Source organism: Christiangramia sp. LLG6405-1, from assembly GCF_045055805.1.
GTDB lineage: Bacteria > Bacteroidota > Bacteroidia > Flavobacteriales > Flavobacteriaceae > Christiangramia.
In genome coordinates this window covers 1,608,507-1,633,580 of the sequence record NZ_CP159330.1, presented here as the reverse complement: position 1 = coordinate 1,633,580, position 25,074 = coordinate 1,608,507, and the positions used below count along the sequence as shown (strand labels likewise).

Below are 25,074 nucleotides of genomic sequence, written 5' to 3'. Positions count from 1 at the left end.
CTTTAGTTCTTATAGACCTGCTCCCCTGCTACAAAAGTTGAGATCACTTTTGTATCTGGAACTTTATCGATCTCTACTGTCATAAGATCACGATCAAGGATCACGAAATCTGCAAATTTTCCTGCTTCTATACTTCCTTTTTCGTTTTCTTCAAAATTTGAATAAGCAGCCCAGATGGTCATACCACGCAAGGTCTCTTGCCTACTCAGTGCTTCTTCTCTCATAAATCCTCCTTCTGGAAAGTTTTTGGTATCCTGCCTGTCTACCGCCGCGTAGAATGTAAGAAATGGATTAACCTGTTCTACAGGAAAATCTGTTCCAAGAGCTACCATTCCCGCCTGATCTAAAAGTTTTTTATAGGCATAAGCGCCTTTGATCCTTTCTTCCCCAAGTCTTTCTTCAGCCCAGTACATATCGCTGGTGGCATGAGTGGGTTGGATAGATGGAAGGATATTTTTGCTGAAATATTTAAAATCATCTGCATCGATCACCTGGGAATGCTCTACTCTCCATCTTCTATCTTCGGAATCACTAAAAAGTGAATCATAGGTTTTGAGAACCATATAATTAGCAGAATCCCCAATGGCATGCGTATTCATCTGAAAACCAGTTTTCGCGATACGTTCGGCAGTTGCTTTGAATTCTGAAACCGGTGAAAGCAATGCTCCGTAATGATCATCACGATCTGAATAAGGTTCTTTCAATGCTGCTCCACGAGAACCCAGGGCTCCATCTCCGTAGAATTTCACTGAACGTACGTTGAGCAGATCAGTTTTATAAGGTCCTTTTTCCAGGTAATAATCAAGATTCTTATCGCTGTTACTTAGCATCGCATATAAGCGAATTTTCAATTCTCCAGTATTATTTAAACTATCGATAAGCTCAATTACCTGCTTGTCCAATCCTGCATCATCCACCGTAGTTAATCCATAAGAAAATGAGATTTCCTGAGCAGCCAGTAAGGCTTTCTTTTGTGTTTCAATATCTGCGCGTTCTGTGATCTCTTCAATAAGCATCATTGGATTATCAACAAGAATCCCGGTTAATTTCCCGTTTTTCTGCTCGATATCTCCGCCATCAAATTCTGTATTGGTAGTGATTCCAGCTTTATCCAGCGCCGCCTGATTTACCAGCATCGCATGACCATCTATCCTGGTGATTGCAATTGGAGTATCAGGAAATAATTGATCTAGGGTGTCTTTTACAGGAAATTCCTTTACTTCCCAGTCATTTTGATCCCATCCACGACCTACGATAAATTCTGTTTTATTTTCTTTCTGAAATTCCTGAATTCTGGCAACAACCTCAGCAAAACTTTTAGTCTCGGTAAGATCTACTCGTTGTTGTTGCATTCCAAGACCATAAAAATGTGCATGAGCGTCGATAAGACCTGGATATACCGCTTTTCCTTTAGCATCAAATTCTTCGGAAAAATCGAATTCTTCTCTAAGGGATGCTTCAGTTCCAACTTTAAGGAACTTACCGTCTTTAACGGCAAACGCTTCCGTAGTATTAAATTCAGAATCTACGGTATAAACTACGCCATTGAACACTAAAAGATCTGCCTCCTGTTTCTGTGCTACACTTGAAAACGTAAGAAAAATGGCAAAAACCAGTAATAATCTTCTCATATTTTAAATTTTCAACTAAAATAATCAAAGAAGCATAAGCTTAAAGTGTAATTCACGGAAAATTAAGGAAATGCAAGTAGCGGCACGCAACCAACTGTATAAATCTGTATTTTCATAATACCTTGATGAAATTAAGCACATTTAGCTGGTCACTTGTTTTTCTTTGCGCAGGTTTCTGCTGTCCCGAAGAAGATGATCATATCGAACCCGCCACCTACACTATAGATACTTCGGACCTTATCGAAATTAAAGATTCAAGGACAAGCTATGCATTGAACGATACGATATGGATCAAAACTAAAGTTTCTGTTAATCAGGAACATAATGGTGAAATCATTAATATTTCTGAAGTAGCTGGAAATTCAGACAGGTTATATGCCTACCTGGATCTATACCAGCAAACAGGATTCGAGAATCCTACGCTACTGAGCCTTAGTCCTGATGAAGTAATCATTCGTGGAGGGGAAGTTTCTACCAGTAGTGCGCTCATTGCTACCGCTTTTTTAAACGGACAGAACTTTCAAAGTGAATTTGGTATCGTTTTGAAACAACCTGGAGAGTTTTTTATTAGCAGTTACTATCAGCAACCTCTCAACCTTTATGTAGATACCAATAACGGAGTACTAGTTTATCTACTTACTACTTTCAAAAATTCAGATGAAGCCGATCAATTTAGATTTACTGTAGAATAAAAAAAGGAACCCTTTCAGGTTCCTTTTACTTGTATGATTCGATTGATTTCTAATTAAAATCGAACTTATAGGTCACTCCACCCAGAACCTGAACACCCTGAACGTTGTAGTCCATCCATTTCTGGTAATTATTGTTCAACAGGTTACTTCCCTTTACAAATGCTGAAAATTGATCATTAAATCTATAACCAACATGAGCGTTAGCATCAAAATAACTATCTAGAGTAACTATTGGATCAACAAATGTTAGGCTTAGAGACCTGTTTTCATCTTTACGCTCCCCTACAAAGAATAGATTCGCTCCAGAATACCATTTTTCGGTTATTTGATAATCTGCATTTAGACTAGCCGTCATATTTGGCAAATTCCATGCTTCTGCCTGATCATCTGTATTATAATTTAAAAATTCAGTATTAATTCCCAGTCTGAAGTTTCTGTTTACATCCACATTCAATTCCGCAGCAAGAGCAAGAGTTTTTACATCGTCATACACCACATCAAAACTGTTTCCATTAGTATATGGTTCCCCGTCAAGGACCATCGCATCGTAATTTCTTCGGAACAATGGTTTGTCAAATTGAGACTGATAACTGGCTTTTAGATTATAAGAGATCGCGTTAGATAGCTTCCCTTTTCCACCTACATAACCTTTGTACTTACTATCGGTTGGCCTGATTGTAAGCGTTGGTGAAATATATGGATTTGTCTGGTAGAAATTGTAATATGTATTCTGTTCAAGGTCACCATCAAGACCAGCATAGGCCGTAAAGTAATCTCCAGCAAGTTTATAACTCGCGTTCACGGTAGGATAGATATAAATGTCCCCATCGCTGTTCTCCACATCTGCACCATACACGAAATTTACACCCAGATTAATACTAAGATCATCTCTCAGGATCAATAAACTTGGGTTTGCATTGAAGATCATATAGGTATAATCATACCCTTCATTAGAATCATAACGTTGCTCGAACTTCCCATTTAAAATATCTGCTCCAACTTTGGTTGTGATCAACTCTTCAGCGATCTCCACTTCAAAAAGACCATCTACATTAAAGTGATTTTCAGCAGTGGAAAATGCATCTCCGGAATGTCTGAATTTGGCTTTAGCTTTTTCGAAGAAGCTATCATAAAGTTCAATCTCACTTCCAACGTATACAGAATAGTAATTTTGCTGAGGATCGAGATTTGCCAGAAATTGAGAAGTTTCAGGATTTGCAGGAACATTGTATTCCGGTAGTCCGTACCAATTGAACAATTGATGCTCAGCTCCAAACTCGGCGATCCATGAAAGATCCCGATTTCTTGTGTTGTAATTTAGATTTAACTCGGTATCGTAGAATTTATCATCCAGGTAAACATCATCGATGCCTCCCTGAGAGGAATTATGAGTTAGAAAAACACCAAAATTCTTACTACGATCAATTTCGATATTAGAATAGAACTCCGCCAGAACATTGGAGTAGTTTCCAAATCCAAGAGTCGCATAATTATCGTAGACCTTCGGAGGTCTTACTCGCTCTACGGTGGTAGCCCGACCTTTTACCGGAGTAAAAGTTGATGCTACCGGAACCGAAAATATAGAATATTGTACGGGCTTTTTTTGCAAGGTCACCGAGTCATTTCTAACCGGACTGGCCTTTATCTTACTCGCATCGCGAACAGATGGTGTATAAGGTTTAACTACGGTTACCGTTTCGCTACCTAAAGGGTCCTGGGCATATAAGATCCCACCGAAAAGGATTAGACCGAAAAACAGATTTTTCTTAATTGCTTGAAATCGCATATAGCAGTGAATCTATTAGATTATTTTTAGTTGTTGGTTTCTACTGAAGAATTGGTTTTTGCTTCCTGAGCTTTGATCTTACTTAGTTCAGCTTTTGCTTCAGAAACAATATCCGGGTACTTCTGGAAGTTCTTTATTACATTCTCCAGAATGTAAGTTGCCTGGTAAGCATCTCCCAGAGCGTAGAAGTTTTTGGCCATTAATACCAGGCCTTTCGCTCCCCACATTTTATATCCTGAAAAGTCTTTTGCCAGGATTTGTACAGCAGCATTCGAAGCTTCAAAGTTCTTATCTCTGTTCTTGAAGTAAGCGTCATAATACAATGCTTCTGCGCCAAGTTCTCCTGTAGCAGTTTTCTGTACCTCTTTATAAGCAGATCTCGCTTTAGATTCATTACCCGATTTAATAGCTGCTCTCGCAACCATAATTCTCGCATCGTTCCTAGCTTCAGTATCTGCTGTAGCATTACTTAAAACTTTTTCAGCATACACATTGGCTTTTGCGAAATTTCCAGTCTCATAATAAGACTTCATCAGGTTTTGCTGAGCAAACACTACATTTTCGTTATTATCTGCCTGTGTTTCCAGTTTTTCCAGTAAAGGAAGTGCCTGTCCATAATCCTTTTTCTCCAGGTAAATTTCAGATAAACGTGTAAGTGCCTGTTCGCTGAATTCGTTTTTAGGTTTTGAGGTTACGTATCGATAATTAGCAATCGATTTGTCTACTTTCCCATCACGATAATATAGCTGAGCGAGGTAGAAATTAGCATTGATAGAGTGAATCCCGTTCGGGAAATTCTGAACATACTTTTCAAAATTTGTCATTGCTTTCGCCGTATTGTTGTTCAGATATTGATTTTCTGCTGCTTCATACGTAGCATTATCCAGATCTGAATCACTTACTTCTACAAAGTCAATATTTCTTACCCAATCTGCATATTCATCAGTTCGACCTAGATCTACATATACGTTTCTTGCGGTGGATACTGCTTGCTTTGCTTCCGGAGTATTAGGAAATTCAGCAACCACTTTTCTCAGTCTCTCCAAAGCTTTATTCCCATCATTATTGTTGTAATAAATAAGTCCCTGTCTTAGCATCGCTTTTGGAACCAGTGCACTTTCCGGCACATCACGAATAAGTCTATTATAGGATTGTATCGCCTGGTCTGTATTATTTGCAGCTACATACGTATTTCCTAACTCATACATCGCATCATCACGATATGGTGAGCGCGGGTAACGATTAATGAACCCATTCAATTCTTCCAGTTTGGTATCATTTCTATTCACGAAACCGTAGCTTATGGATTTCTGAAAAGCAGCATAGTCTGCATTGCTCACTCCGTTATCAATAGCTTTTTGATAAGCTTCCATCGCTGGCCAGTACTGGCTGGTTACATAATAGGTATCCCCAAGTCTTAAAAGTGCATCGTTCTTCTTAGCTCCTTCCGCAGAAGCTGAAGAGGCGAATGATTTAAAGTAGTTTACCGCCTGGGTATAATCGTTCTTCTTGAAATAAGCATACCCAATATTATAGTCCAGATCTTCATATTCCGGAGTATTTCGTGCAGCGCTCATTCCTTTAAATTCACGATATCCAAGAATAGCATCATCCATCCTATTAATATTATACTCACTTTCAGCTTTCCAGTAAGTAGCTTTCGCAGTGATATCCTGGTTTCTAGGTTCTTTTAGAGCCTTGTCAAAATTCTTGATCGCCTCGTAATACTCAGCTTCTTCGAAAAGTTCCAGTCCGTAGAAATAAGCAACTTTCTGGTAAGCCTGTTTATCACTGAAGTTTCTGTTATTTTCCAGCAATCTCATCGCTTCTTCATAATTTTTTGAAGTAATGAAAGAATCAATGAGTAGCGATTCCATTTCAGATTTATGTTCTGATGCTGGATAGGCGTTCAGGTAATTGATCAAGACTTGCGACGGACTCTCATAAGAATTTCCGATCTCGTAACTAAGTTTAGCGTAGTTGAAAAGAGCATCTTCTTTGATCTTCGCATCAAACTCCATTTCAGACGCATTTTTGAAGGCGTTTAAAGCCTGTTGCTTCTGGTCACTCTCAAGATATGATTGTGCAAGATGGTAGTAAGCGTTCTGTGCGATCGCATTTTTACCATCAACGATCTTATTAAATTCACTGATCGCCGCTTCATAATTACCCTGTTTGTAATAAGCGTAACCAAGCTGGTAATAATCTGTGTTATTCCATTTGCCCTGAAGGCCGTTGTAACCTTTTAAGTAAGGAATCGCTTCCTGGTAGTTCCCAAGATTAAAGTAGCTCTCTCCTATTATTTTATTCAACTGCGGAATCTCCTGTCGGTTAGCTTTCGGCAACTGCTCAAGTCCCTGTTCAATTGCTTTTTCGAAGTTTCCAAGTTTGAAGTTCATATCTGCCTGGAAATAAGAAAGATCTTCGGTGTAGCGATCGTTTCCTTTTACTTCTTCGAAATATTCGTTGGCTTCCTCATAGTCATCCCCTTCATAGGCTATATAACCAAGATAATATTTAGCCTGTGCGCCATATTCTTTAGAATCCCGAACGCGGTTAAGGTAAGTTTGAGCCTCCTCGAATTGATTGGAACGAAAGTATGCATACCCATTGTTGAAATAATATCTCTCCCTGTCCTTTTTGCTCATGGCATTTTCATCCACACGATCATACCACTTCCTGGAAAGCGCATATTTACCGGTTTGGAAATAATAATCGGCTACATCGAGGTAAGCCGAATTGGTTTTTGTGCTGGTAGGATACCTGGTCACGAAATTCTCCATAAGCCTGTCAGCTCCCGGTTGATTAAGTCTCACCGCAGCATTGGCGATATAATAGGCAGCATCTCCCTTGATCTTTTCATCATCGGTCTCGTCCATCACCTCGTCAAAGAGATTTTGAGCGGCGAGATATTGCTCATTATTATACAATTCCAGGGCCCGATTGAAGTCAACCAGTTCATGCGTATAGGCAGCAGATTGCTGACAAATACCGGAAAATGAGAAGGATATGAAAACGACTAGCAGGTAAGCTTTTTTCAGTGTCATTTATGATGTTTTAGATTGGAAATCAAAGATAATTTAAAGCTTGATTCTATAACGTTGTTTAACTTCTATAATTATGTTAATGGTAAAAAAAGTATGTTGCTGCACCTTGAAAAATGTATATTTGAGCATAATTTTACCCGAATATTCAACGTTAGCAACCCATGTCTCAAACTGTACTTGAACTAAAAAACGCCGCGATCTATCAACGCGAAAGTCTTATTTTATCTGAAGTGGATGTCACCGTCTACAAAGGTGATTTCGTTTACCTGATAGGAAAAACAGGTACTGGTAAAAGTAGCTTTATGAAGACCTTGTACGGAGACCTGCCTTTAACTGAAGGTGAAGGAAGCATTGTAGATTATAATCTTCGAACTTTAAAGGAGAAGGATATTCCGTTTTTGAGACGTAAACTGGGAGTTGTCTTTCAGGATTTTAAATTGCTGACAGATCGTAATATAAAAGACAATCTGCTTTTTGTACTGAAGGCTACAGGCTGGAAAGACAAGAAAGGAATGGATAGTAAGATCGATGAAGTACTGGACAAAGTTGGAATGAAAACTAAGGGATTTAAATATCCTTATCAGCTTTCTGGTGGAGAACAGCAGCGCGTGGCCATTGCCCGGGCATTGTTGAATGATCCTGAATTGATCCTGGCAGATGAGCCTACCGGAAATCTGGATCCACAAACTTCTGTGGAAGTAATGGAAGTTTTACAGGAAATTAGCAAGAATGGTAACACTATCCTTATGGCAACCCATGATTATGCCTTATTGCTGAAGTATCCTTCCAAAACCCTGAAGTGCGATGGCCAAAGAGTCTTCGAAGTTGTTCAGAAATCGGTTTAATGAATTTAGGAAAAGGGGCATATATACTTGCTGTACTTGCAATGATTTTAATAACGGCAAACTTCTGACTCGCTTACCCTAATAATTTTGATACTGTTTTTTACCTGCTTACCATATCGAATTTGTTTATTCTAGTAGCGTCTATTTTCAGCATTAAGAATCGGAAAAAACAGGGCTGATGCAACCAGATTTTAGAATTGCAATTTCACCAATATCCCTTGTTCACCCTAAGTTTTACTAATATAGCCATATATAACCCTTAATCATAAAACCTTCATTATCAACAGATTAAACTTTGTTCAAAGTTTAGTTAACTACGTTAGACAATATCAATTTTGAATCTATATTTATCTCATAATCAAAAATTTAAATATTAAGAATTTTATCTTCCTTCGGAATTGCCCTGCTAATGATTCTTTTTATTTCCTGCGAACAGGAACCTGTCTCAGAAGAACTGAACACCGCAGATGCTAGTGCAAAAGCTTCTGTTGCATCTCAGAAAAGTGACGAAAGTATTGCTGCTATCGTAGTACAGTTTGCTTCAGCTGAAGAGGACGCACAGTTCACCCTGCTTTTAGCTGCCTTGAATTATGCCGGAATTACTTCCCTATTCGCAGAATCTGATCAATATACCGTCTTCGCTCCTACCGACGCAGCTTTTGAGAGGTTTCTGGGAGATAATAGTTTAACAGACTTTACACCAGAACAGGTCGCTGCAATTCTTTCCTATCACGTTACTGAAGGAAGACGTTTCAGCAATAGTGTAGTGCCTAAGAATAAACCAAGAGAAATTGAGACTTTGCTAGGTCCTTCAATCTATGTGAACAGCTCTGCTGGAATTGACACCAACGATAGCGATATGGATACCGATGCCTCTATTCTTGTAGGTGCCGGCTTATTCGATATTCCAGCTAGCAATGGAGTGATTCATGTGATCGATGAAGTACTGGTTCCGGAACTATAATGCTCATAAAATCTACCATATCTAAAAAGTCACCTTAGGGTGGCTTTTTATTTTTCAGTTCTGATCCAAACTTAAGTTCAGGCCTTCAGCAATTCAACTAACACAAAACGAGATATTATTTAGAGGAATTTCAGAAATGATAATTTTCAAGAAACAGCTAAGTAAAAACTTCATTTTTATTAACTTGTATCCACTCAAATAAATTCATGGATATTTTAGGAATAGATATTGGCGGTTCCAGTTTAAAAGGAGCCATTGTAGACATGCAGACTGGATCATTGAAAACTGCCGTTCACAGAATTCCGACTCCAAAAGACCGCAAACCCGAAGGTATTATAAATGCCGTTTCTCAAATGGTCTCTTATTTCGATCATAAAGGTCCTGTAGGTTGTGGTTTTCCAACCATAGTTAAAAAAGGAATTTGTAAACACGAAGGAAATCTACACCTGGACTGGGTGGAAAAAGATATAGATCAGTTATTCGAAAGTGCTACCGGCCTTGAGTTTAGTGTAATCAACGATGCAGATGCCGCCGGTCTGGCTGAAATAAATTTTGGTGCAGGAAAAGATTTCGATGGATTTGTATTAATGATCACTATTGGAACAGGCCTGGGCAGTGGTGCTTACCTGCGAGGCGAACTCATTCCAAATTTTGAACTGGGCCAGATTCCATATAAAGAGTTCGAGAAAATTGAACAATGGGCGGCTTCTTCCATTAAGACTGAAGAAGGACTTAGCTACCAGGAATGGGGTGAAAGATTTAACACCTTCCTTGAATATGTCGAAAAAATTCTGAATCCAGATACCATCATTATTGGTGGCGGAATTTCAAATGACTGGGATAAATTTAAAGATCATCTAAAGATCAAAGTCCCTTTAATTCCTGCTGAACTTCGAAATGATTCCGGTATTCTGGGTGCAGCACTTGCTGCATACTTAAAATATGCGAGATAAACCTCTATCCGAAATACTTCAAAATCCTGCTATTTTCAAAAACTTCAGATGAAAACCAGGATTCTTATACGATTCCGAAGAAAGACTACTCCTTTGCCTTAGCGTGCTGACTCTTCTTCAAATTCATTTGAACTACGGCAAGTAAAATCAAACCAATTCCCAGCCATTGCGCAAGATCCACCTGCTCATTCAATAAAAAATATGCCATCAAAACAGCGGCCGGTAATTCAATAGAAGAAATGATCGCTCCTAGACCCACATCAATTTTCGGCATTCCAGCAGTGTATAGTAACGGTGGCAGAATGGTTCCAAACAAGGCTAATATCAATCCCCAGTTTAGGAAAATGTTGGTATTGAACTCGACGATCAGGTAAGGCAACGTAATGATACTTACGACGATAAACCCACCTAGCATCATCCATAGACTTCGTTTTAGAGAATGCATCTCCAGAGAAACTGTGTTAGAGCAATAGATCGTACCTGTGTAGGACATGGCAGCCAGAACTCCCCAGCCTATTCCTCTCCAGTCTATCTCGAACGAATCTTTAAAAACATTAGTGGCGAGTAGCGTCCCTGCAAGAATCGCAATTACTGCAAGAATCTTTTTAGTACCGGGCTTTTTCCGCTTCATGATAGCTTCCAGTACAACACCCATCCACACGCTTTGCATCAACATCACGATCCCGATAGAAACCGGTATATATTTTACCGCGAGATAATAGAAAAAACTGGTTAGACCTAATGTTGTTCCAGCCGCGATCAATTTCAATTTACTGTGGTTCCTGGAAGTTCCGGTTTCAGCATTATCCTTCTTACGTACAAACAGATTTATAAGTAAAAGTCCGAGTAGACCAAGTGCCATTTGTGAAAAGGTAACTTCATGAGAAGTATAACCATCTTCATAGGCTAATTTCACGAATGTGGTAAGCATCCCGTAGCTACATGCTCCAAGTGCTACCAGAATTGATCCTTTAAGTACAGATTTATCCATGTATTTTTAAACAATAGAGTTTAGAGCATTCTATATTTAGCAGAATACTCCTGCAGGCTTATTTTAAACTTCAGCCAAAATTTTGCATGAAAAAGCCCACCTTACGGCAGGCTTTTCAAAATTATAGTTGATAAGATTATACAATCTTATTTCTCTTACGTTCGTTTTCAGTAAGGTAGATCTTTCTTAGTCTCAAGTGCTGTGGAGTTACCTCAACATACTCATCCTTCTGAATGTATTCTAAAGCTTCTTCTAAAGAGAACTTAATCGCAGGAACGATTTTCGCTTTATCATCTGCTCCTGAAGAACGTACGTTAGAAAGCTTTTTAGTTTTAGTGATATTCACCGCCATATCATCCTGACGTGAGTTCTCACCAATTACCTGACCTTCGTAAATATCCTCACCCGGATCTACGAAGAACTTACCTCTATCCTGAAGTTTATCGATAGAATAAGGAATTGCTTTTCCTTTTTCCATAGAAACTAAAGAACCGTTCTGTCTTTCAGGAATTCCACCCTTAAGTGGCTGGTATTCTTTATATCTGTGCGCCATGATCGCTTCACCTGCAGTAGCAGTAAGCAACTGGTTTCTTAGACCAATAATACCTCTTGAAGGAATAAGGAATTGAATATTCATTCGCTCTCCTTTTGCTTCCATAGAAAGCATCTCCCCTTTTCTCATAGTCACCATTTCAACGGCTTTACCAGAAACATCTTCCGGAAGATCGATTGTAAGCTCTTCAATTGGCTCACATTTCACTCCGTCAATTTCTTTGATAATTACCTGAGGCTGACCAATTTGAAGTTCGTAACCTTCACGTCTCATTGTTTCAATAAGAACAGATAAGTGAAGTACACCTCTACCAAAGACCATGAATTTATCTGCACTATCGGTTTCGTTAACACGAAGCGCAAGGTTCTTTTCAAGTTCTTTGTACAGTCTTTCCTTGATATGTCTTGAAGTCACAAACTTTCCATCTTTTCCGAAGAAAGGAGAATCGTTAATTGTGAAAAGCATACTCATGGTAGGCTCATCGATAGCGATCGTTTTAAGTCCTTCAGGATTTTCAAGATCGGCAACAGTATCACCAATTTCGAATCCTTCCAGTCCAACGATAGCACAAATATCACCTGCCTGTACTTCTTCGATCTTTCTACGGCCTAAACCTTCGAAAGTATGTAATTCTTTAATTCTTGTTTTCTTGATGCTTCCATCACGCTTCACTAAAGAAACCTGCTGACCTTCAGTCAAAGTTCCTCTTTGTAATCTACCAATCGCGATACGACCTGTAAATGAAGAAAAATCCAGAGAAGTGATCAACATTTGAGGAGAACCTTCAAGATCTACTTTAGGTGCAGGAATATGCTCCATTACCATATCAAGTAGCGGCTCGATATTTTCAGTTTCATTTCTCCAGTCGTCACTCATCCAGTTATTCTTGGCAGAACCGTAAACTGTTGGGAAATCCAACTGCCACTCTTCGGCACCAAGTTCGAACATTAGGTCAAAAACTTTCTCATGAACTTCTTCAGGAGTACAGTTTTCTTTGTCCACTTTATTTACAACCACACATGGTTTTAGACCAAGGTCGATCGCTTTTTGCAAAACGAATCTAGTCTGTGGCATAGGACCTTCAAAAGCATCTACTAATAGAAGAACACCATCTGCCATGTTTAGAACACGTTCTACCTCACCACCAAAATCGGCGTGACCAGGAGTATCAATGATATTTATCTTCGTGTCTTTATAAACAACAGAAACGTTCTTGGAAGTAATCGTGATTCCACGCTCTCTTTCAAGATCATTGTTGTCCAGGATAAGATCACCTGTAGATTGGTTATCACGGAACAATTCACAGTGATACATTATTTTATCAACCAGGGTCGTCTTACCGTGGTCAACGTGTGCGATAATCGCGATATTTCTAATAGCTGTCATGAAGCCTTATTTTTAAGGCTGCAAATGTACGTCTATTTTTCGCTAATCCATCGTATCTTTAAAAGATTTTAATTTGCTGATTATCAATTATTTTAATCTGTATACTATTCTTAATTTCTTCTTCTTAAATATGGAAAAAGCCTAAACATTCCAGAAAAGACAATTTCGAGCAAAATTCATTTAAATTATTGCTCATCTGCAGAAGGTCCATATGTTGAAGGAACCGGTAAGTCTAGTAATCGAAAATAAACACCCAGTTGTGCCCTGTGATGCGGAAATTGATTCATCACAATAGTCTGTAAAACATTAAACTTAGGCATCTCCATTAAAATCTCACCATCCTTTGTCATTTTCCAGTTTTCCTGGTAAGCTTCGTCTGGTTTCTGCAAAGCTTTCATGGCTTCTTCGGAATTTTTCTGAAGCGTTGCGATGATTTCTGAAACAGTTGATTCTGAAGGTGCTTTATATCCTGAAAGATCCATACTGCCATGATCCATGGTGCCGCTAATCCACATTGGAATTTCCGATAGATGATTTGCGAGCTCTATGATGCTCATAGACTTGTCATGAGGTTTCCAGTTCAATTGATCTTCTGGAATGCGTTTAAGAAATTTTAGAGTAAGTGCCGTTTCCTGTTTTAACTGCGGAATGAGAAATTCATGGATCTTCATAAGCTTAATTTAATAGTTAATTCTTTCTAAATTAAAGCTTTTCAGGCTAAGATTGAGCAAAATCGGGTTCTCCCAATTTTTTGATGCGGAATTAATTGAACTATCTTTGCAAAAAACCGAAGAAATGGAACTGAGTAAAATTCCGCAGATAAAACATAGTAATTCTAATAATTTCTTTCTACTTGCAGGTCCATGTGCGATCGAAGGGGAAGAAATGGCGTTACGAATTGCTGAAAAAGTGGTGGAGATCACTTCTAAACTGGAGATCCCTTATATATTTAAAGGTTCTTTTAAAAAGGCAAACCGTAGTAGAATAGATAGTTTTACGGGAATTGGAGATGAAAAGGCTTTGAAGATCTTACGTAAAGTTTCTGAAACTTTTGAGATCCCGACAGTGACCGATATTCACGAAGTAAGCGATGCCCAGATGGCTGCAGAATATGTGGATGTACTGCAAATTCCTGCATTTTTGGTTAGACAGACAGATCTTGTAGTTGCAGCGGCAGAAACTGGGAAAGTGGTGAACTTGAAGAAAGGACAGTTTATGAGTCCGGAATCCATGAAGCATGCCGTTACCAAGGTAACCGATTGTAATAATGGGCAAGTGATGGTTACAGATCGTGGAACCATGTTCGGTTATCAGGATATGATCGTAGATTTTCGAGGAATTCCTACGATGAGAGAATTTGCTCCAACAGTACTTGATGTTACCCACTCCTTACAACAACCAAATCAAAGCAGTGGTGTAACAGGAGGCCGACCAGATATGATCGAAACGATCGCTCGTGCCGGAGTGGTGAATCATGTTGACGGACTTTTCATCGAAACTCATTTTGATCCTGCAAATGCAAAAAGTGATGGTGCAAATATGCTCGATCTGGCTTACCTGGAGAATCTTTTGAGCAATCTGGTAAGTATTCGAAAAACCATTAATTCATTCTAAAACTTTGAAAACCGCCCTCCAGCGGTTTCTTTTTTTAAATCATAAGCGGAAAATCTTCAGATATTCCTGTAACTTAGGATAGCCTAATAAATATAGATCAATGGTTTACACGAAATTCTATCAGAGTTTACTGGTAGCACTTACTTTATGTTTTTTCAGCTCAGGTTATTCACAAGAGAAACTTGAAGTTGATATCGGTGGGGCTTTGCGCTTTAATTACAACCTTTCTTCCTGGAAAGAAGGACAGAAAGATCGAGGTGGTGATTTTGGGTATGACCTATTCAGATTGAATGTAAATGGTGCATATCAGGGGATTTATATCGATGCGGAATATAGATTTTATTCTGAAGCTTTTGGAGGAGATTTCCTTAAGCACGGAGTCGTTGGTTATGAACTAAATGAAAATAGTAAGATAGAAGCAGGTCTTGCTAAAGTCCCATTTGGAATCGAGCGATATAATTCCAATAACTTCTTTCTGAATCTACCATATTATGTAGGTCTGGAAGATGATTACGACATGGGAATCACCTATACCTATGAAAATGATGATTACGAATATCATCTTGGTTTCTTTAAAAATTCTGAAGAATTGCGATTTGGAAGTAATTCTGAAAATTCATCAAACAGGTATTCTTATGATATCGTTGGTAGGAATAAAGAGATCAACCAGGTTAATGGTAAATTCATCTGGAAGCCATTAGGAACCAAAAAACACCGGGTTGGTGCCTCTGCAAAATATGGTGGCATCTATAATCTGGATACCGAAGAAATTGGTGATCGGTATGCCTTTGCGATCCATCACCAGTATCACACTGAAGACTGGCTTGTAAAAACGCAAATTTTAACCGCCGGATTCAATCCGATTAATGCTCCCGGTGAACCAAGAAATAAGCTATTACTCGGAGCATATGGTGTTCCTTACGAGACCGCAGCCAAATTCGAGATTTACACTCTCGGGATTTCCAGATATATAGACATCGATACAAAGTTGTTTAAACACCTGGAAATTTATAATGATTTCGGCTTTATGGATAAAAGAGAGAAAGGTTTCACCGATTCTTTCATGAATGTCACAGGAGTATTATTCAGTTCTGGCCCAATCTACTGCTTTGTAGACTACGCCGCGGGTTACAACCATTCATGGCTTGGAGGAAATTTCGCCGACGATTTTGGAGTTGGAAATCCCGATGCCAAGTGGGAAGCTAGATTCAACGTGAATATTGGATATTACTTCTAAAATTTCAGAATTAACTGTTTAGATATAACAATTACAGAATGCTAAAAACTACTTCTTCCAGCTTGCTTTTAATGATGCTATTTGCATTCATGAGCAGAGGGCCTTCTTATGCTCAGGAAGGTCCAGAATTGAAGATTGGCGGTGCGCTTAGATTCAATTACAATCTTTCCTCCTGGAAAGAAGGACAGAAAGACCGTGGCGGTGATTTTGGGTACGACATGTTCCGGGTCAACGTAAATGGATCTTACCAGGGAATTTATGTGGACGCAGAATACAGATTATATTCCCGATCCTTTGGTGGAGGTTTTCTGAAGCAAGGCTGGCTGGGATATCGTTTTAACGATTTGGAGGAAATTCAGGTTGGATTAACACAGGTTCCCTTCGGAATTCAGCAATATAATTCTCACAATTGGTTTTTTAATCTTACCTATTATTTCGGCTTAGAAGACGACCACGACATGGGAGTGAAATATGTTCATATTGATGATAAGTTCGAATATAATCTGGCCTTTTTCAAAAATGCTGAAGAATTGCGCTTCGGTGGAACTTCTGAAGTTTCTCCAGATAGGTATTCTTATGATGTCGTTGGTAGAAATAAAGAGGTAAATCAATTCAACGGAAAGCTAATCTATAAATTTGGTGATTCTATCAAAAATAGACTGGGAACTTCCGTTCAATATGGAGGTTTGTACAATCTTGATACAGAAAAAACAGGAACTCATTACGGGTTGGCGTTACATTACGAATTGTTCTATAAGAACTGGAACCTGAAATTACAGGCGATGAATATAGACCATGATCCTGAAAATTTACCGGGTGAATCCAGAGAGATCATTAAAATGGGAGCTTATGGCTTTCCTTACGAAGTAGCATCAGACTTCAATGTTTACACAATCGCTGTTTCTAAAAGCATTCCGGTAGAACTTGGACCCATTAGCAATATTCAGTTCTATAATGATTTTGGATACCAGGATAAGAAAGTAAGTAGTTTTGAAGATTCGTTCATGAATGTCACAGGAATGCTTATCACCGCAGGCCAGGTCTATACATATGTAGATTATGCCGCCGGTTATAACCAATCCTGGCTGGGAGGAAATTTTGTAGATGACTTCTCCACAGGGAATCCCGACGCAAAGTGGGAAGCCCGATTTAATATTAACATAGGATATTACTTTTAATCAGACTTAAATTAATTTATGGCTAAAAAAGTTACCAGAAGCGACGAAAAGAAATCAATATTTGGACTTGAAGTGAACGGTCCGGTATTTTTTACTTCTACCGCTATCATTATTGCAATTATTACGCTCACGCTTATTTTCAATAAACAAGCAGAAAGTTTTTTTAGCGATCTCCAGCTTGGAGTTGCTGAAAATGCCGACTGGTTTTTTATTCTTTCCATTAATATTTTCCTGGTGTTCCTTATCTATCTGGCAGCATCAAAATTTGGAAATATGAGAATTGGTGGACAGGGTGCCAAACCAGAATTTAAAACCGGTTCCTGGTTCGCTATGTTATTTAGTGCAGGGATGGGAATCGGACTTCTTTTCTTTGGGGTTGGTGAACCTGTGATGCACTTTAACAGTCCACCTACTGAAGCTGCCGGAACTGCCGCAGCAGCTCAGGAAGCAATGAACTTCACGTTTCTACACTGGGGATTCCATGCCTGGGCAGTTTATGCGCTTGTAGGTTTATCCCTGGCGTATTTCACTTATTCCCGTGGGTTACCCCTTACCATCAGATCTATTTTCTATCCATTTCTTGGAGACAGGATATATGGTAGAATTGGTGATGTGATCGATATTTTCGCTGTTCTTGCCACATTATTTGGCCTGGCGACCTCGCTAGGATTTGGAGTACAGCAGATCGCATCAGGTTTAAACCACGTCTTTGGACTACCAGATGGTATTACGACACAAGTTATAATTATTGGAATTGTTACTTTGATCGCAACTACTTCCGTAGTGCTGGGTGTGGATAAAGGAGTGAAGATTCTGAGTGAATGGAACATGAGAATTGCGGTGGTTCTATTGGTGCTTGCACTCATATTAGGACCTACATTATTTATTTTCAGAAGTTTTGTTCAGAACACAGGAAGCTATTTATATAATTTCTTGGAAATCTCCACCTGGAGTGAAACATATAACAACGGAACCTGGCAAAATGACTGGACCGTATTCTATTGGGGTTGGTGGATTGGATGGTCTCCTTTCGTTGGGATGTTCATCGCCAGAATCTCTAAAGGAAGAACGATTCGAGAATTTATTCTAGGTGTACTACTGGTACCGGCAATTGTCACATTTTTCTGGATGTCTGCCTTTGGAAGTGTAGCGATTGAACAGATCATGTCTGGTAATAACGTTCTAAGCGAAGCAGTAAATGCTGATATCGCTACTGCCCTCTTTGTATTTTTCCAGGATTACCCATTATCGATGGTAATTAATGTGGTCGCTATTTTACTTATTGCAGGTTTCTTCATCACATCTTCAGATTCCGGATCACTGGTAATTGATAGTTTAACTACTGGTGGAAAGATCGATGCTCCGGTTGGACAACGAATTTTCTGGGCGGTGACTGAAGGTGCTGTGGCAGCCGTGCTTCTTATTGGAGGTGGTTTGCAGGCATTACAGACCGCAACCATTGTCACCGGACTTCCATTCGCCATTATTCTTATGGTGATGTGCTATTCTTTATATAAAGGACTGAAGGAAGATCATGAGCAAATGGAAGAAAAGAAATCTGAAAAACAGATGAAGAATTATGAAGAGATCGTTTCTGAAATTGTACAGAAGCGTAATGTTAAGAATGAAAATAAAACCAATCAGTAATGAAGAAAGTCAACAACATTCTGGTAGCTCTGGATTTGAGCACAATAGATGACACACTCATTCAATATGCATCTTTCCTGGCCGATACTCTGAAGCCTGAGAAGATATATTTTGTACATAATATTAAAAAGTATGAGATTTCTGAAATCTTTCAGGAACAACTGAAGGATCTGGATCTGGAGACCATGATCAGTGATGAGCTAGACGAGAAGGTTTCTCAGCATTTTTCAGCTTCAACCGAATTTGAAGTTTTAATTTCCGAAGATCCTTATACCGAAAGTCTTATGAGCTACGTAGTTCATAAATATGCGATCGATCTCGTGATTGTTGGAAAGAAAAAGATCACCGAAGGTTCAGGAGGAATTTCAGAAAAGCTGATGAAAACTTTAAAATGTGACATCGTCTCTGTTCCTGAGAATACTTTAGGCAGCATGAATAATATTTGGGTGGGAACAGATTTTTCCCGCGAATCGGCTAAATCTTTTGAAACAGCTTCTATGCTCGCAAATTACACCGGAGCCGGAGTTTCGTCTATCCATGTGTATTCTATTCCTATTCAATTCACACCATATATTGAAAAGGATGCGATGTTGCCAAAGATTCAAAAGCATAGCCAGGAAAAGTTCGATAAATTCTTGAAGAGATACCTTATTACAGATACTACTACAAAGATTTTTCGGGCAAAAGATGCAAGTGTCGCAGAGCGTCTTGTACTGGAATCTGATAAAGAGCAGGCAGATCTTATGGTAATTGCCAGTAAAGGGAACAATGTCTTTTCATCGTTGCTTGTAGGAAGTGTAGCAGGTGAGCTTTTCAAAATGAAGCGAAATATCCCAGTCTGGATCTCGAAATAGATTTTTAATATTTTAATAGAATAAAGCGTAATGATTTAACGATATCAGTTATTTCATTACGCTTTATACATTTCATTACCTAAACTATTGTTAATCAATTAACAATACAATTGCATTTCTCCTAATTTCATTCGGTCTAACTAATCAAACAAATTATGAGAAACGAATTGGAAAATATTGCAGACAGAATTAGCGACTTTCTGCCGGATTTATTAGGTGCTTTGCTGGTCTTATTGATCGGTTGGCTTATTGCCAAAGGCATCAAAGCGGTCATTGTACGCTTACTGAAGAAAACTCGCTGGGATGAGCGCGTCTTCGGAAAAGGTAAGATTGAGGATACGAACGTCTTTCTTGCCAACATTGTGTATTATGTTATCATGATCATTGTGATCCTGATCGTCCTGGAAATTCTAGGTGTGGACCAGGTGCTGACTCCGCTTGAAAATATGGTAAGCGAATTCCTGGGCTTTATCCCGAACCTTGTAGCAGCCATACTTATTGGATTTATTGGTTATATCCTGGCAAAATTTGTCTCCAATCTTATCAATATTGGAGGAACTTTTCTGGATAGAATGGTAGATAAAACAGGTTTTAAGGATACCGATAAACTGATCAATATTCTTAAGAAAGTTGTATTTATCGTAATCTTTATTCCATTCCTCATCCAGGCATTTAATGCTTTGGGTCTGGATGCGATTTCGGGTCCTGCAAATGATATTCTTGCAGATTTTACAGCACTTATTGGTGAGATCCTGATCGCTGCAATTATTCTGGCAGTGTTTATCTGGGGTGGAAAATATCTTGCAAACTTCCTGGAAGATCTATTTAGAAGTATGGGACTGGACCGCGCTGCAGAAAAGATACAGATCCATAACATGATCGGGAAAGACCAGTCACTTTCTAAAATGGTGGCTAACCTGGTATATTTTTTCCTTGTTTTCTTCGGAATTATCACCGCTGTTGAAATCATAGGACTTACTCAATTAACAGAGATCCTTGACCAGATACTTGTTCTAACAGGACAGATCTTATTCGGATTAATTATTCTTGCGGTAGGGAATTATATCTCGCTGCTTATTTACAACAGTATGAGTAAGGCGAACGGAAGCAATTTCGTAGCAAAGATAGTTCGCTGGGCTTCTTTTGCATTGTTCCTTGCAATCGCACTAGAAACCATGGGAATTGCCAACGAGATCGTAGAACTTGCTTTTGGTCTTACGCTTGGAGCAATCGCCGTAGCGGTAGCGCTGAGTTATGGACTTGGTGGACGCGAAGCTGCCGGCGAGCATTTTAAAGAGATCGTGCAGAAACTGAAGGATGATAACTCCAACATTCAGCATGGTGGAAATACGAATCCGCCTCATAACCCAGGAACAGGCGGAATGACTGGAAACACCAGCCAGGATGAACAAACTGGAACAAGACCGGGAAATATCAATGATCCTGCAAATCCAAACAGGCCAGATAATCCCTCCCCGGGAAGGTCTGATGAAAACAGGCTGGACCTATAATTCAGATTTAGAATATAAAACCCGCAAATTCTGCGGGTTTTTTTGTTTCATACAGTAAGGCATAAATACTTAACTTTATTGAAAGGAATTATAATTTCAGCAAAATGAGAACTGAAGATCTATCTGTTACTTTATTTGTAGTAGTAACAATTTCACTCATTCCCTTATTGGCTATGCAATTTACCAATGAAGTAAATTGGAGTGGTTTTGATTTTTTAGTGATGGGAAGTCTATTATTTCTTAGCGGACTTGCTATTCAATTTGTACGTCATAAACTAAAAAGCCGAAAACAGAGAATTATTGCTAGCTCGGCGATTCTTATATTACTTTTCATCATCTGGGCAGAACTTGCAGTCGGAATTTTTGGCACCCCTTTCGCTGGTAGTTAAATTTAAGATTTTGAAGACGATGTTAGAACCAGAGCATCGATCGATTAAAAAAAGACAGTATATATGAGGATACATCATTTGCGTAATGCCACGATGGTAATAGAGTCAGGAGACAGATTTATCTTAGTGGATCCTATGTTGGGTGAAAAAGGAACAGCGGGACCAACCTTTACACTATTCAGATTTAAACCAAAAAGAAATCCAATCCTCGATTTACCCACTAATGCTATGGAAATCGTTAGGAAGACTACACATTGTCTTATCACTCATCTACACCCTGACCATCTTGATACTGCCGGAGAAGAATTTCTAAAATCAAATCGAATACCCATCACCTGTAGTATCAAAGACGAAGAAGACCTGAAGAAACGAGGTTTGAATGCGGTTAATACAGTTAATTACTGGGAAGAATCTAATTTTTTAGATGGAACTATTGAGGGCATCCCTGCCAAACACGGTTATGGATTTGTATCTAAACCAATGGGAAATGTAATGGGTTTTTACGTTCAACTTCCAGGCGAGAAATCAATGTATTTGAGTGCTGACACGATTTACACGAATGATGTAGAGAAAGCACTTCATAAATACAAACCAGATGTCGCTGTTGTTGCTTGTGGAACGGCACAGTTGGATTTATTTCAACCTTTACTAATGACTATGGAAGATATTGTAAAATTCACCAAAGCTGCACCAGGATCTGTAGTGGCAAATCATTTAGAAGCTGTCAATCATTGTCCCACTACAAGAACTCAATTACGTAAAGAACTGGCAGAAAAGGGTCTTTTAGAGAAGACATATATACCAAATGATGGCGAAGTAATTGAAATTGAATAGACTTCTAATTACAGAGAAACTATACTATAAAAGCTTTACTACACTATAAGAAGTCACTTTTTCACCTTTTTTTATTGAAATTAGAAATCTGGAGCTAAGATGCTTTTACTATTTCGATTATTCCTCGAATTCTGCTTCGATGAAAACCGGGAAATGATCTGAAGGATATTTTAGATCATGCGAATCTGTTAATACAGCGTGTTTATTAATACCAATCTGGTCACTCACAAAAATATAATCAATTCGGCGTTTGACTGGTTTATCGAACTGGAATCCATTAAAAGTTCCCTGTGGCCCGAATGTATTTTGTGCAATTTCCCTGGAATCCTGAAGTTGTTTCAGAATATTAAATACTCCTTCTGCATGTGGTTCTAAATTGAGATCACCCATTAGAAGTACCGGAAGTTGATTCATATTGAGTTCTGCAATTTTTTTAAGGATCAACTCAGCACTTTTAGTCCTGGCATTCTTACCAATATGATCAAAATGAGTATTGAATACCCAGAACTTTTTCCCGCTATTTTTAGTTTTGAAAAGTGCATACGTACAGATCCTGGGTAATGCTGCATCCCATCCTGTTGAAACTGCTTCTGGAGTTTCTGAAAGCCAGAAAGTATTTGTTTCTACAACTTCAAAATGTTCGGTTTTATAAAGTATTGCGGTATATTCGCCTTTATCAAGGCCATCTTCCCGGGCTACTCCAATCGATTGGTAACCATCGACCTCAACTAGAAAATGCTCGATCTGAATTTTTACCGCCTCCTGAAGTCCCAGGATTTGAGGCTCGTAGAACTGGATTTGATCAGTAATAAAATCTTTCCGCTTAGACCAGCTATTCTCCCCGTCATTCTCGTTGGCATACTTAATATTATAGCTCATCACGCTAACTTCCTGCGCACTACAAAATGCACTTATCAGAATAACTAGAAAGCTACTAAGAATTTTGATCATAGTTTTATTCTTTTCCATCTACAAAATCCTGTAGATAAGAGTACAAAGCAGTTAATTTTCCATTTTCGGTCATTTTCGATCTGCCAAGGATAGTATCCTTATCCTCATTAAAAAATGCCGTAATTACGTGTTTAAGAAACATCTCTCCAAAACCTTCGCTGGCATCTTTGGGTAATTCACATGGCAAGTTATCTACGGCCATTACGGCTAGAGCATTTTTGCTTTTGAAATCTATCTCAACATTTGTTTTTAAGTCAACACCATAAAAAGGTTCCGCTATCGTGGAAGGTCGTATAGTACTTGCAACTGGTCCTGCAATATCACATGAAATATCTGCCACATATTTTATTCTGAAATCTTTATGCTGCATATCTTCTTGGGAATAAAATACTGGAGCACCTTCTCCATAAAAATGACCCGCAATAAAGACATCACTGGTTTTCGCGAATTTCATAAAATCTGGATCATAATTCTGCGGAACTTTATAGAATTCCATTCGGCTGCCTTCAGCCTTATCCTTGCGTTTGGCGTAATCCAGCACATCAATATGACAAAACACCGGTTCATCGAACTCATGCACCAGGTAAGTTTCTGGATCTACCTGTTTTATTTTTAAATGTTCCAGAATTTCCCTAGCTCCGTGCGCTACTTTACCACTTCCGGTTAGTACAAATTTGTACTTAGGCAGATCTATCTTATCTAGTTCTTTCAAAAGTGAATCGAGATCTGGAAGATCCTCTGCTTTGGGCAAATCAAACAGATCCTCCTTTTTACCAATCATTCGAATTCCATTGTAGGCACCTACTAAACCCGCGTAACGCCCAAAGCCTATCAACCTGCCATTATTCTTATTGGTGATGACCTCATGATCATACAATTCGATTCTTCTTTCCAGAACTTCACGAAGCAAGTCACGATTATATGGCTGTTTTTTGATCGTATGAGAAAAGAAAAAGTACTTTTTGTCAGGTACCAGATCTGGAATTGGAACTTCCTTTACTCCTATTAGCACATCACAATCTGTCACATCATCGCTTACCTCAAAACCAGCCTCTCTGTATTGCTGGTCGCTAAATATCCTGATATCAGAACTTTCGACTTTAAATACTGCCTGCGGAAACTGTTTCTGGGCTTCCTGAAGCATTTGAGGAGAAAAAACCACACGCCTGTCTGGTGGAGTTTTTCGTTCCCTGATTAGGGCGAATTTTATCATTATGGTATAGCTTTTGTAGAATTTGATGTGTCTCAAAGATATAAATTAAAATGAGTATCTTTGCAGGCTCGATCTCTTTTAGAGATCGGTTATTCTTTGAAATTCTGAGTACTATTATTTGAAATAGATAGTAGTTGCGTTAGGGATAGCAGCGGAAATCCTTTTTGTGAATTATGAGCAAAAAGATTGAAGCGAATAGCCCGCCGCGAGGCCCTGAGCCCTGAGCTTGTCGAAGGGACGAAGGGAGGAGAGGAACGCCCAGAAGATTATTAGGAAAATGTTCATTATTTTATGGGGTCGACTTGGTTTTGACAGCGAGTCTAATTGAGTTGTAAGCACGTAGAGCGCCGGGATATAGCTCTTAAATCTCATGTTTCACACTTTTTCAAACGGCGAGAATAACTACGCCTTGGCTGCGTAACCGAATTACAGTAGGTTATACTTAGTCCCTGCAAGGCAGGGAGCCGAGATGTCTCGTGGAGGCCTTGATTTACGGCATCCACAACAGAGGCACCGATAAAGTAAATATAGGAAGCTCAGGGTCTTGATGAGTTTCTGAAACTTAATCGAGAATACGTGTAAAGTTGGTGGTTTTCGGCCGGCTTTACATCGACAATCAAGTGAAAACTAAACGTGTAGAAGGCATCTGAATTGCTTGTTTGGACGAGGGTTCGAACCCCTCCGACTCCACAATTAAACGCAGCCGGGCTGCGGATTAAAATTTAAAAGATCTGCCAGGTACTTACCTGAGCAGATCTTTTTGTTTTAAAACGCCTGGACTGAAAGGACAGCCAGATG

The 25,074-nt window shown here is 39.0% G+C and carries 20 protein-coding genes and 1 other RNA gene; 13 read left to right on the top strand and 8 right to left on the bottom strand.

From position 1 onward, the window contains the following. Positions 1–2: 2 nt before the first annotated feature. Entirely contained in the window at positions 3–1,631 is a 1,629-nt protein-coding gene (locus tag ABVM50_RS07555) for an amidohydrolase (RefSeq protein WP_405200625.1), read from the bottom strand. 125 nt (positions 1,632–1,756) lie between these two features. On the opposite strand from ABVM50_RS07555, the gene ABVM50_RS07550 reads away from it, so the two are divergent. Beyond that, on the top strand, positions 1,757–2,323 hold the full coding sequence (locus ABVM50_RS07550) for a hypothetical protein (RefSeq protein WP_405200624.1): 567 nt from the start codon (positions 1,757–1,759) through the stop codon (positions 2,321–2,323). A gap of 49 nt (positions 2,324–2,372) precedes the next feature. Here ABVM50_RS07550 and ABVM50_RS07545 read toward each other — a convergent pair whose 3' ends face one another. Then, positions 2,373–4,109 (bottom strand): TonB-dependent receptor, encoded by a 1,737-nt coding sequence (locus ABVM50_RS07545; RefSeq protein ID WP_405200623.1) that lies wholly within the window; start codon positions 4,107–4,109, stop codon positions 2,373–2,375. A gap of 26 nt (positions 4,110–4,135) precedes the next feature. After that, positions 4,136–7,156, bottom strand: a complete 3,021-nt coding sequence (locus tag ABVM50_RS07540) for a tetratricopeptide repeat protein (RefSeq protein ID WP_405200622.1) — start codon at positions 7,154–7,156, stop codon at positions 4,136–4,138. A gap of 161 nt (positions 7,157–7,317) precedes the next feature. Between ABVM50_RS07540 and ABVM50_RS07535 the strand changes: the two genes are divergently transcribed. The 3 genes from ABVM50_RS07535 to ppgK all read left to right on the top strand — a co-directional run bounded on the left by ABVM50_RS07535 (position 7,318) and on the right by ppgK (position 9,918). Then, entirely contained in the window at positions 7,318–8,001 is a 684-nt protein-coding gene (locus ABVM50_RS07535) for a cell division ATP-binding protein FtsE (protein ID WP_141877023.1), read from the top strand. 409 nt (positions 8,002–8,410) lie between these two features. Continuing rightward, positions 8,411–8,965 (top strand): fasciclin domain-containing protein, encoded by a 555-nt coding sequence (locus ABVM50_RS07530; protein WP_405200621.1) that lies wholly within the window; start codon positions 8,411–8,413, stop codon positions 8,963–8,965. 206 nt (positions 8,966–9,171) lie between these two features. Continuing rightward, the gene (gene ppgK / locus ABVM50_RS07525; RefSeq protein ID WP_405200620.1) at positions 9,172–9,918 is read left to right on the top strand and encodes a polyphosphate--glucose phosphotransferase; all 747 of its coding nucleotides are present in this window, start codon (positions 9,172–9,174) and stop codon (positions 9,916–9,918) included. 85 nt (positions 9,919–10,003) lie between these two features. Here the strand turns inward: ppgK and ABVM50_RS07520 are convergent, their stop codons facing one another. The 3 genes from ABVM50_RS07520 to ABVM50_RS07510 all read right to left on the bottom strand — a co-directional run bounded on the left by ABVM50_RS07520 (position 10,004) and on the right by ABVM50_RS07510 (position 13,519). Further along, positions 10,004–10,909 (bottom strand): EamA family transporter, encoded by a 906-nt coding sequence (locus ABVM50_RS07520; protein WP_405200619.1) that lies wholly within the window; start codon positions 10,907–10,909, stop codon positions 10,004–10,006. 136 nt (positions 10,910–11,045) lie between these two features. Continuing rightward, positions 11,046–12,848 (bottom strand): translational GTPase TypA, encoded by a 1,803-nt coding sequence (gene typA / locus ABVM50_RS07515; RefSeq protein WP_141877018.1) that lies wholly within the window; start codon positions 12,846–12,848, stop codon positions 11,046–11,048. 185 nt (positions 12,849–13,033) lie between these two features. After that, positions 13,034–13,519, bottom strand: a complete 486-nt coding sequence (locus ABVM50_RS07510) for a DinB family protein (RefSeq protein WP_405200618.1) — start codon at positions 13,517–13,519, stop codon at positions 13,034–13,036. Between the two features lie 124 nt (positions 13,520–13,643). On the opposite strand from ABVM50_RS07510, the gene kdsA reads away from it, so the two are divergent. The 8 genes from kdsA to ABVM50_RS07470 all read left to right on the top strand — a co-directional run bounded on the left by kdsA (position 13,644) and on the right by ABVM50_RS07470 (position 22,112). After that, on the top strand, positions 13,644–14,462 hold the full coding sequence (kdsA, locus tag ABVM50_RS07505) for a 3-deoxy-8-phosphooctulonate synthase (RefSeq protein ID WP_405200617.1): 819 nt from the start codon (positions 13,644–13,646) through the stop codon (positions 14,460–14,462). A 100-nt stretch (positions 14,463–14,562) separates the two neighbouring features. Beyond that, positions 14,563–15,699 (top strand): porin, encoded by a 1,137-nt coding sequence (locus ABVM50_RS07500; RefSeq protein ID WP_405200616.1) that lies wholly within the window; start codon positions 14,563–14,565, stop codon positions 15,697–15,699. A gap of 38 nt (positions 15,700–15,737) precedes the next feature. Next, the gene (locus ABVM50_RS07495) at positions 15,738–16,877 is read left to right on the top strand and encodes a hypothetical protein (protein WP_405200615.1); all 1,140 of its coding nucleotides are present in this window, start codon (positions 15,738–15,740) and stop codon (positions 16,875–16,877) included. Positions 16,878–16,895: 18 nt separating this feature from the next. Continuing rightward, a complete protein-coding gene (locus ABVM50_RS07490; RefSeq protein WP_405200614.1) occupies positions 16,896–18,524 on the top strand; it encodes a BCCT family transporter in 1,629 nt (542 codons plus the stop codon). Beyond that, positions 18,524–19,378, top strand: coding sequence for a universal stress protein (locus ABVM50_RS07485; protein ID WP_405200613.1), 855 nt, complete (start codon positions 18,524–18,526; stop codon positions 19,376–19,378). Before ABVM50_RS07490 ends, ABVM50_RS07485 begins: the two co-directional genes overlap by 1 nt. Before the next feature lie 155 nt (positions 19,379–19,533). Further along, a complete protein-coding gene (locus ABVM50_RS07480) occupies positions 19,534–20,889 on the top strand; it encodes a mechanosensitive ion channel (RefSeq protein WP_405200612.1) in 1,356 nt (451 codons plus the stop codon). Between the two features lie 104 nt (positions 20,890–20,993). Continuing rightward, the gene (locus ABVM50_RS07475) at positions 20,994–21,278 is read left to right on the top strand and encodes a hypothetical protein (RefSeq protein WP_405200611.1); all 285 of its coding nucleotides are present in this window, start codon (positions 20,994–20,996) and stop codon (positions 21,276–21,278) included. Between the two features lie 63 nt (positions 21,279–21,341). Next, positions 21,342–22,112, top strand: a complete 771-nt coding sequence (locus ABVM50_RS07470) for an MBL fold metallo-hydrolase (protein ID WP_405200610.1) — start codon at positions 21,342–21,344, stop codon at positions 22,110–22,112. A 117-nt stretch (positions 22,113–22,229) separates the two neighbouring features. On the opposite strand, the gene ABVM50_RS07465 is transcribed toward ABVM50_RS07470, so the two are convergent. Further along, a complete protein-coding gene (locus ABVM50_RS07465) occupies positions 22,230–23,063 on the bottom strand; it encodes an endonuclease/exonuclease/phosphatase family protein (RefSeq protein WP_405200609.1) in 834 nt (277 codons plus the stop codon). Positions 23,064–23,067: 4 nt separating this feature from the next. Then, positions 23,068–24,276, bottom strand: coding sequence for an NAD(P)-dependent oxidoreductase (locus tag ABVM50_RS07460; RefSeq protein ID WP_405200608.1), 1,209 nt, complete (start codon positions 24,274–24,276; stop codon positions 23,068–23,070). 293 nt (positions 24,277–24,569) lie between these two features. Here ABVM50_RS07460 and ssrA point away from each other — a divergent pair. Beyond that, positions 24,570–24,969, top strand: a transfer-messenger RNA (tmRNA) gene (ssrA, locus tag ABVM50_RS07455). The last annotated feature ends 105 nt before the right edge of the window (positions 24,970–25,074 follow it).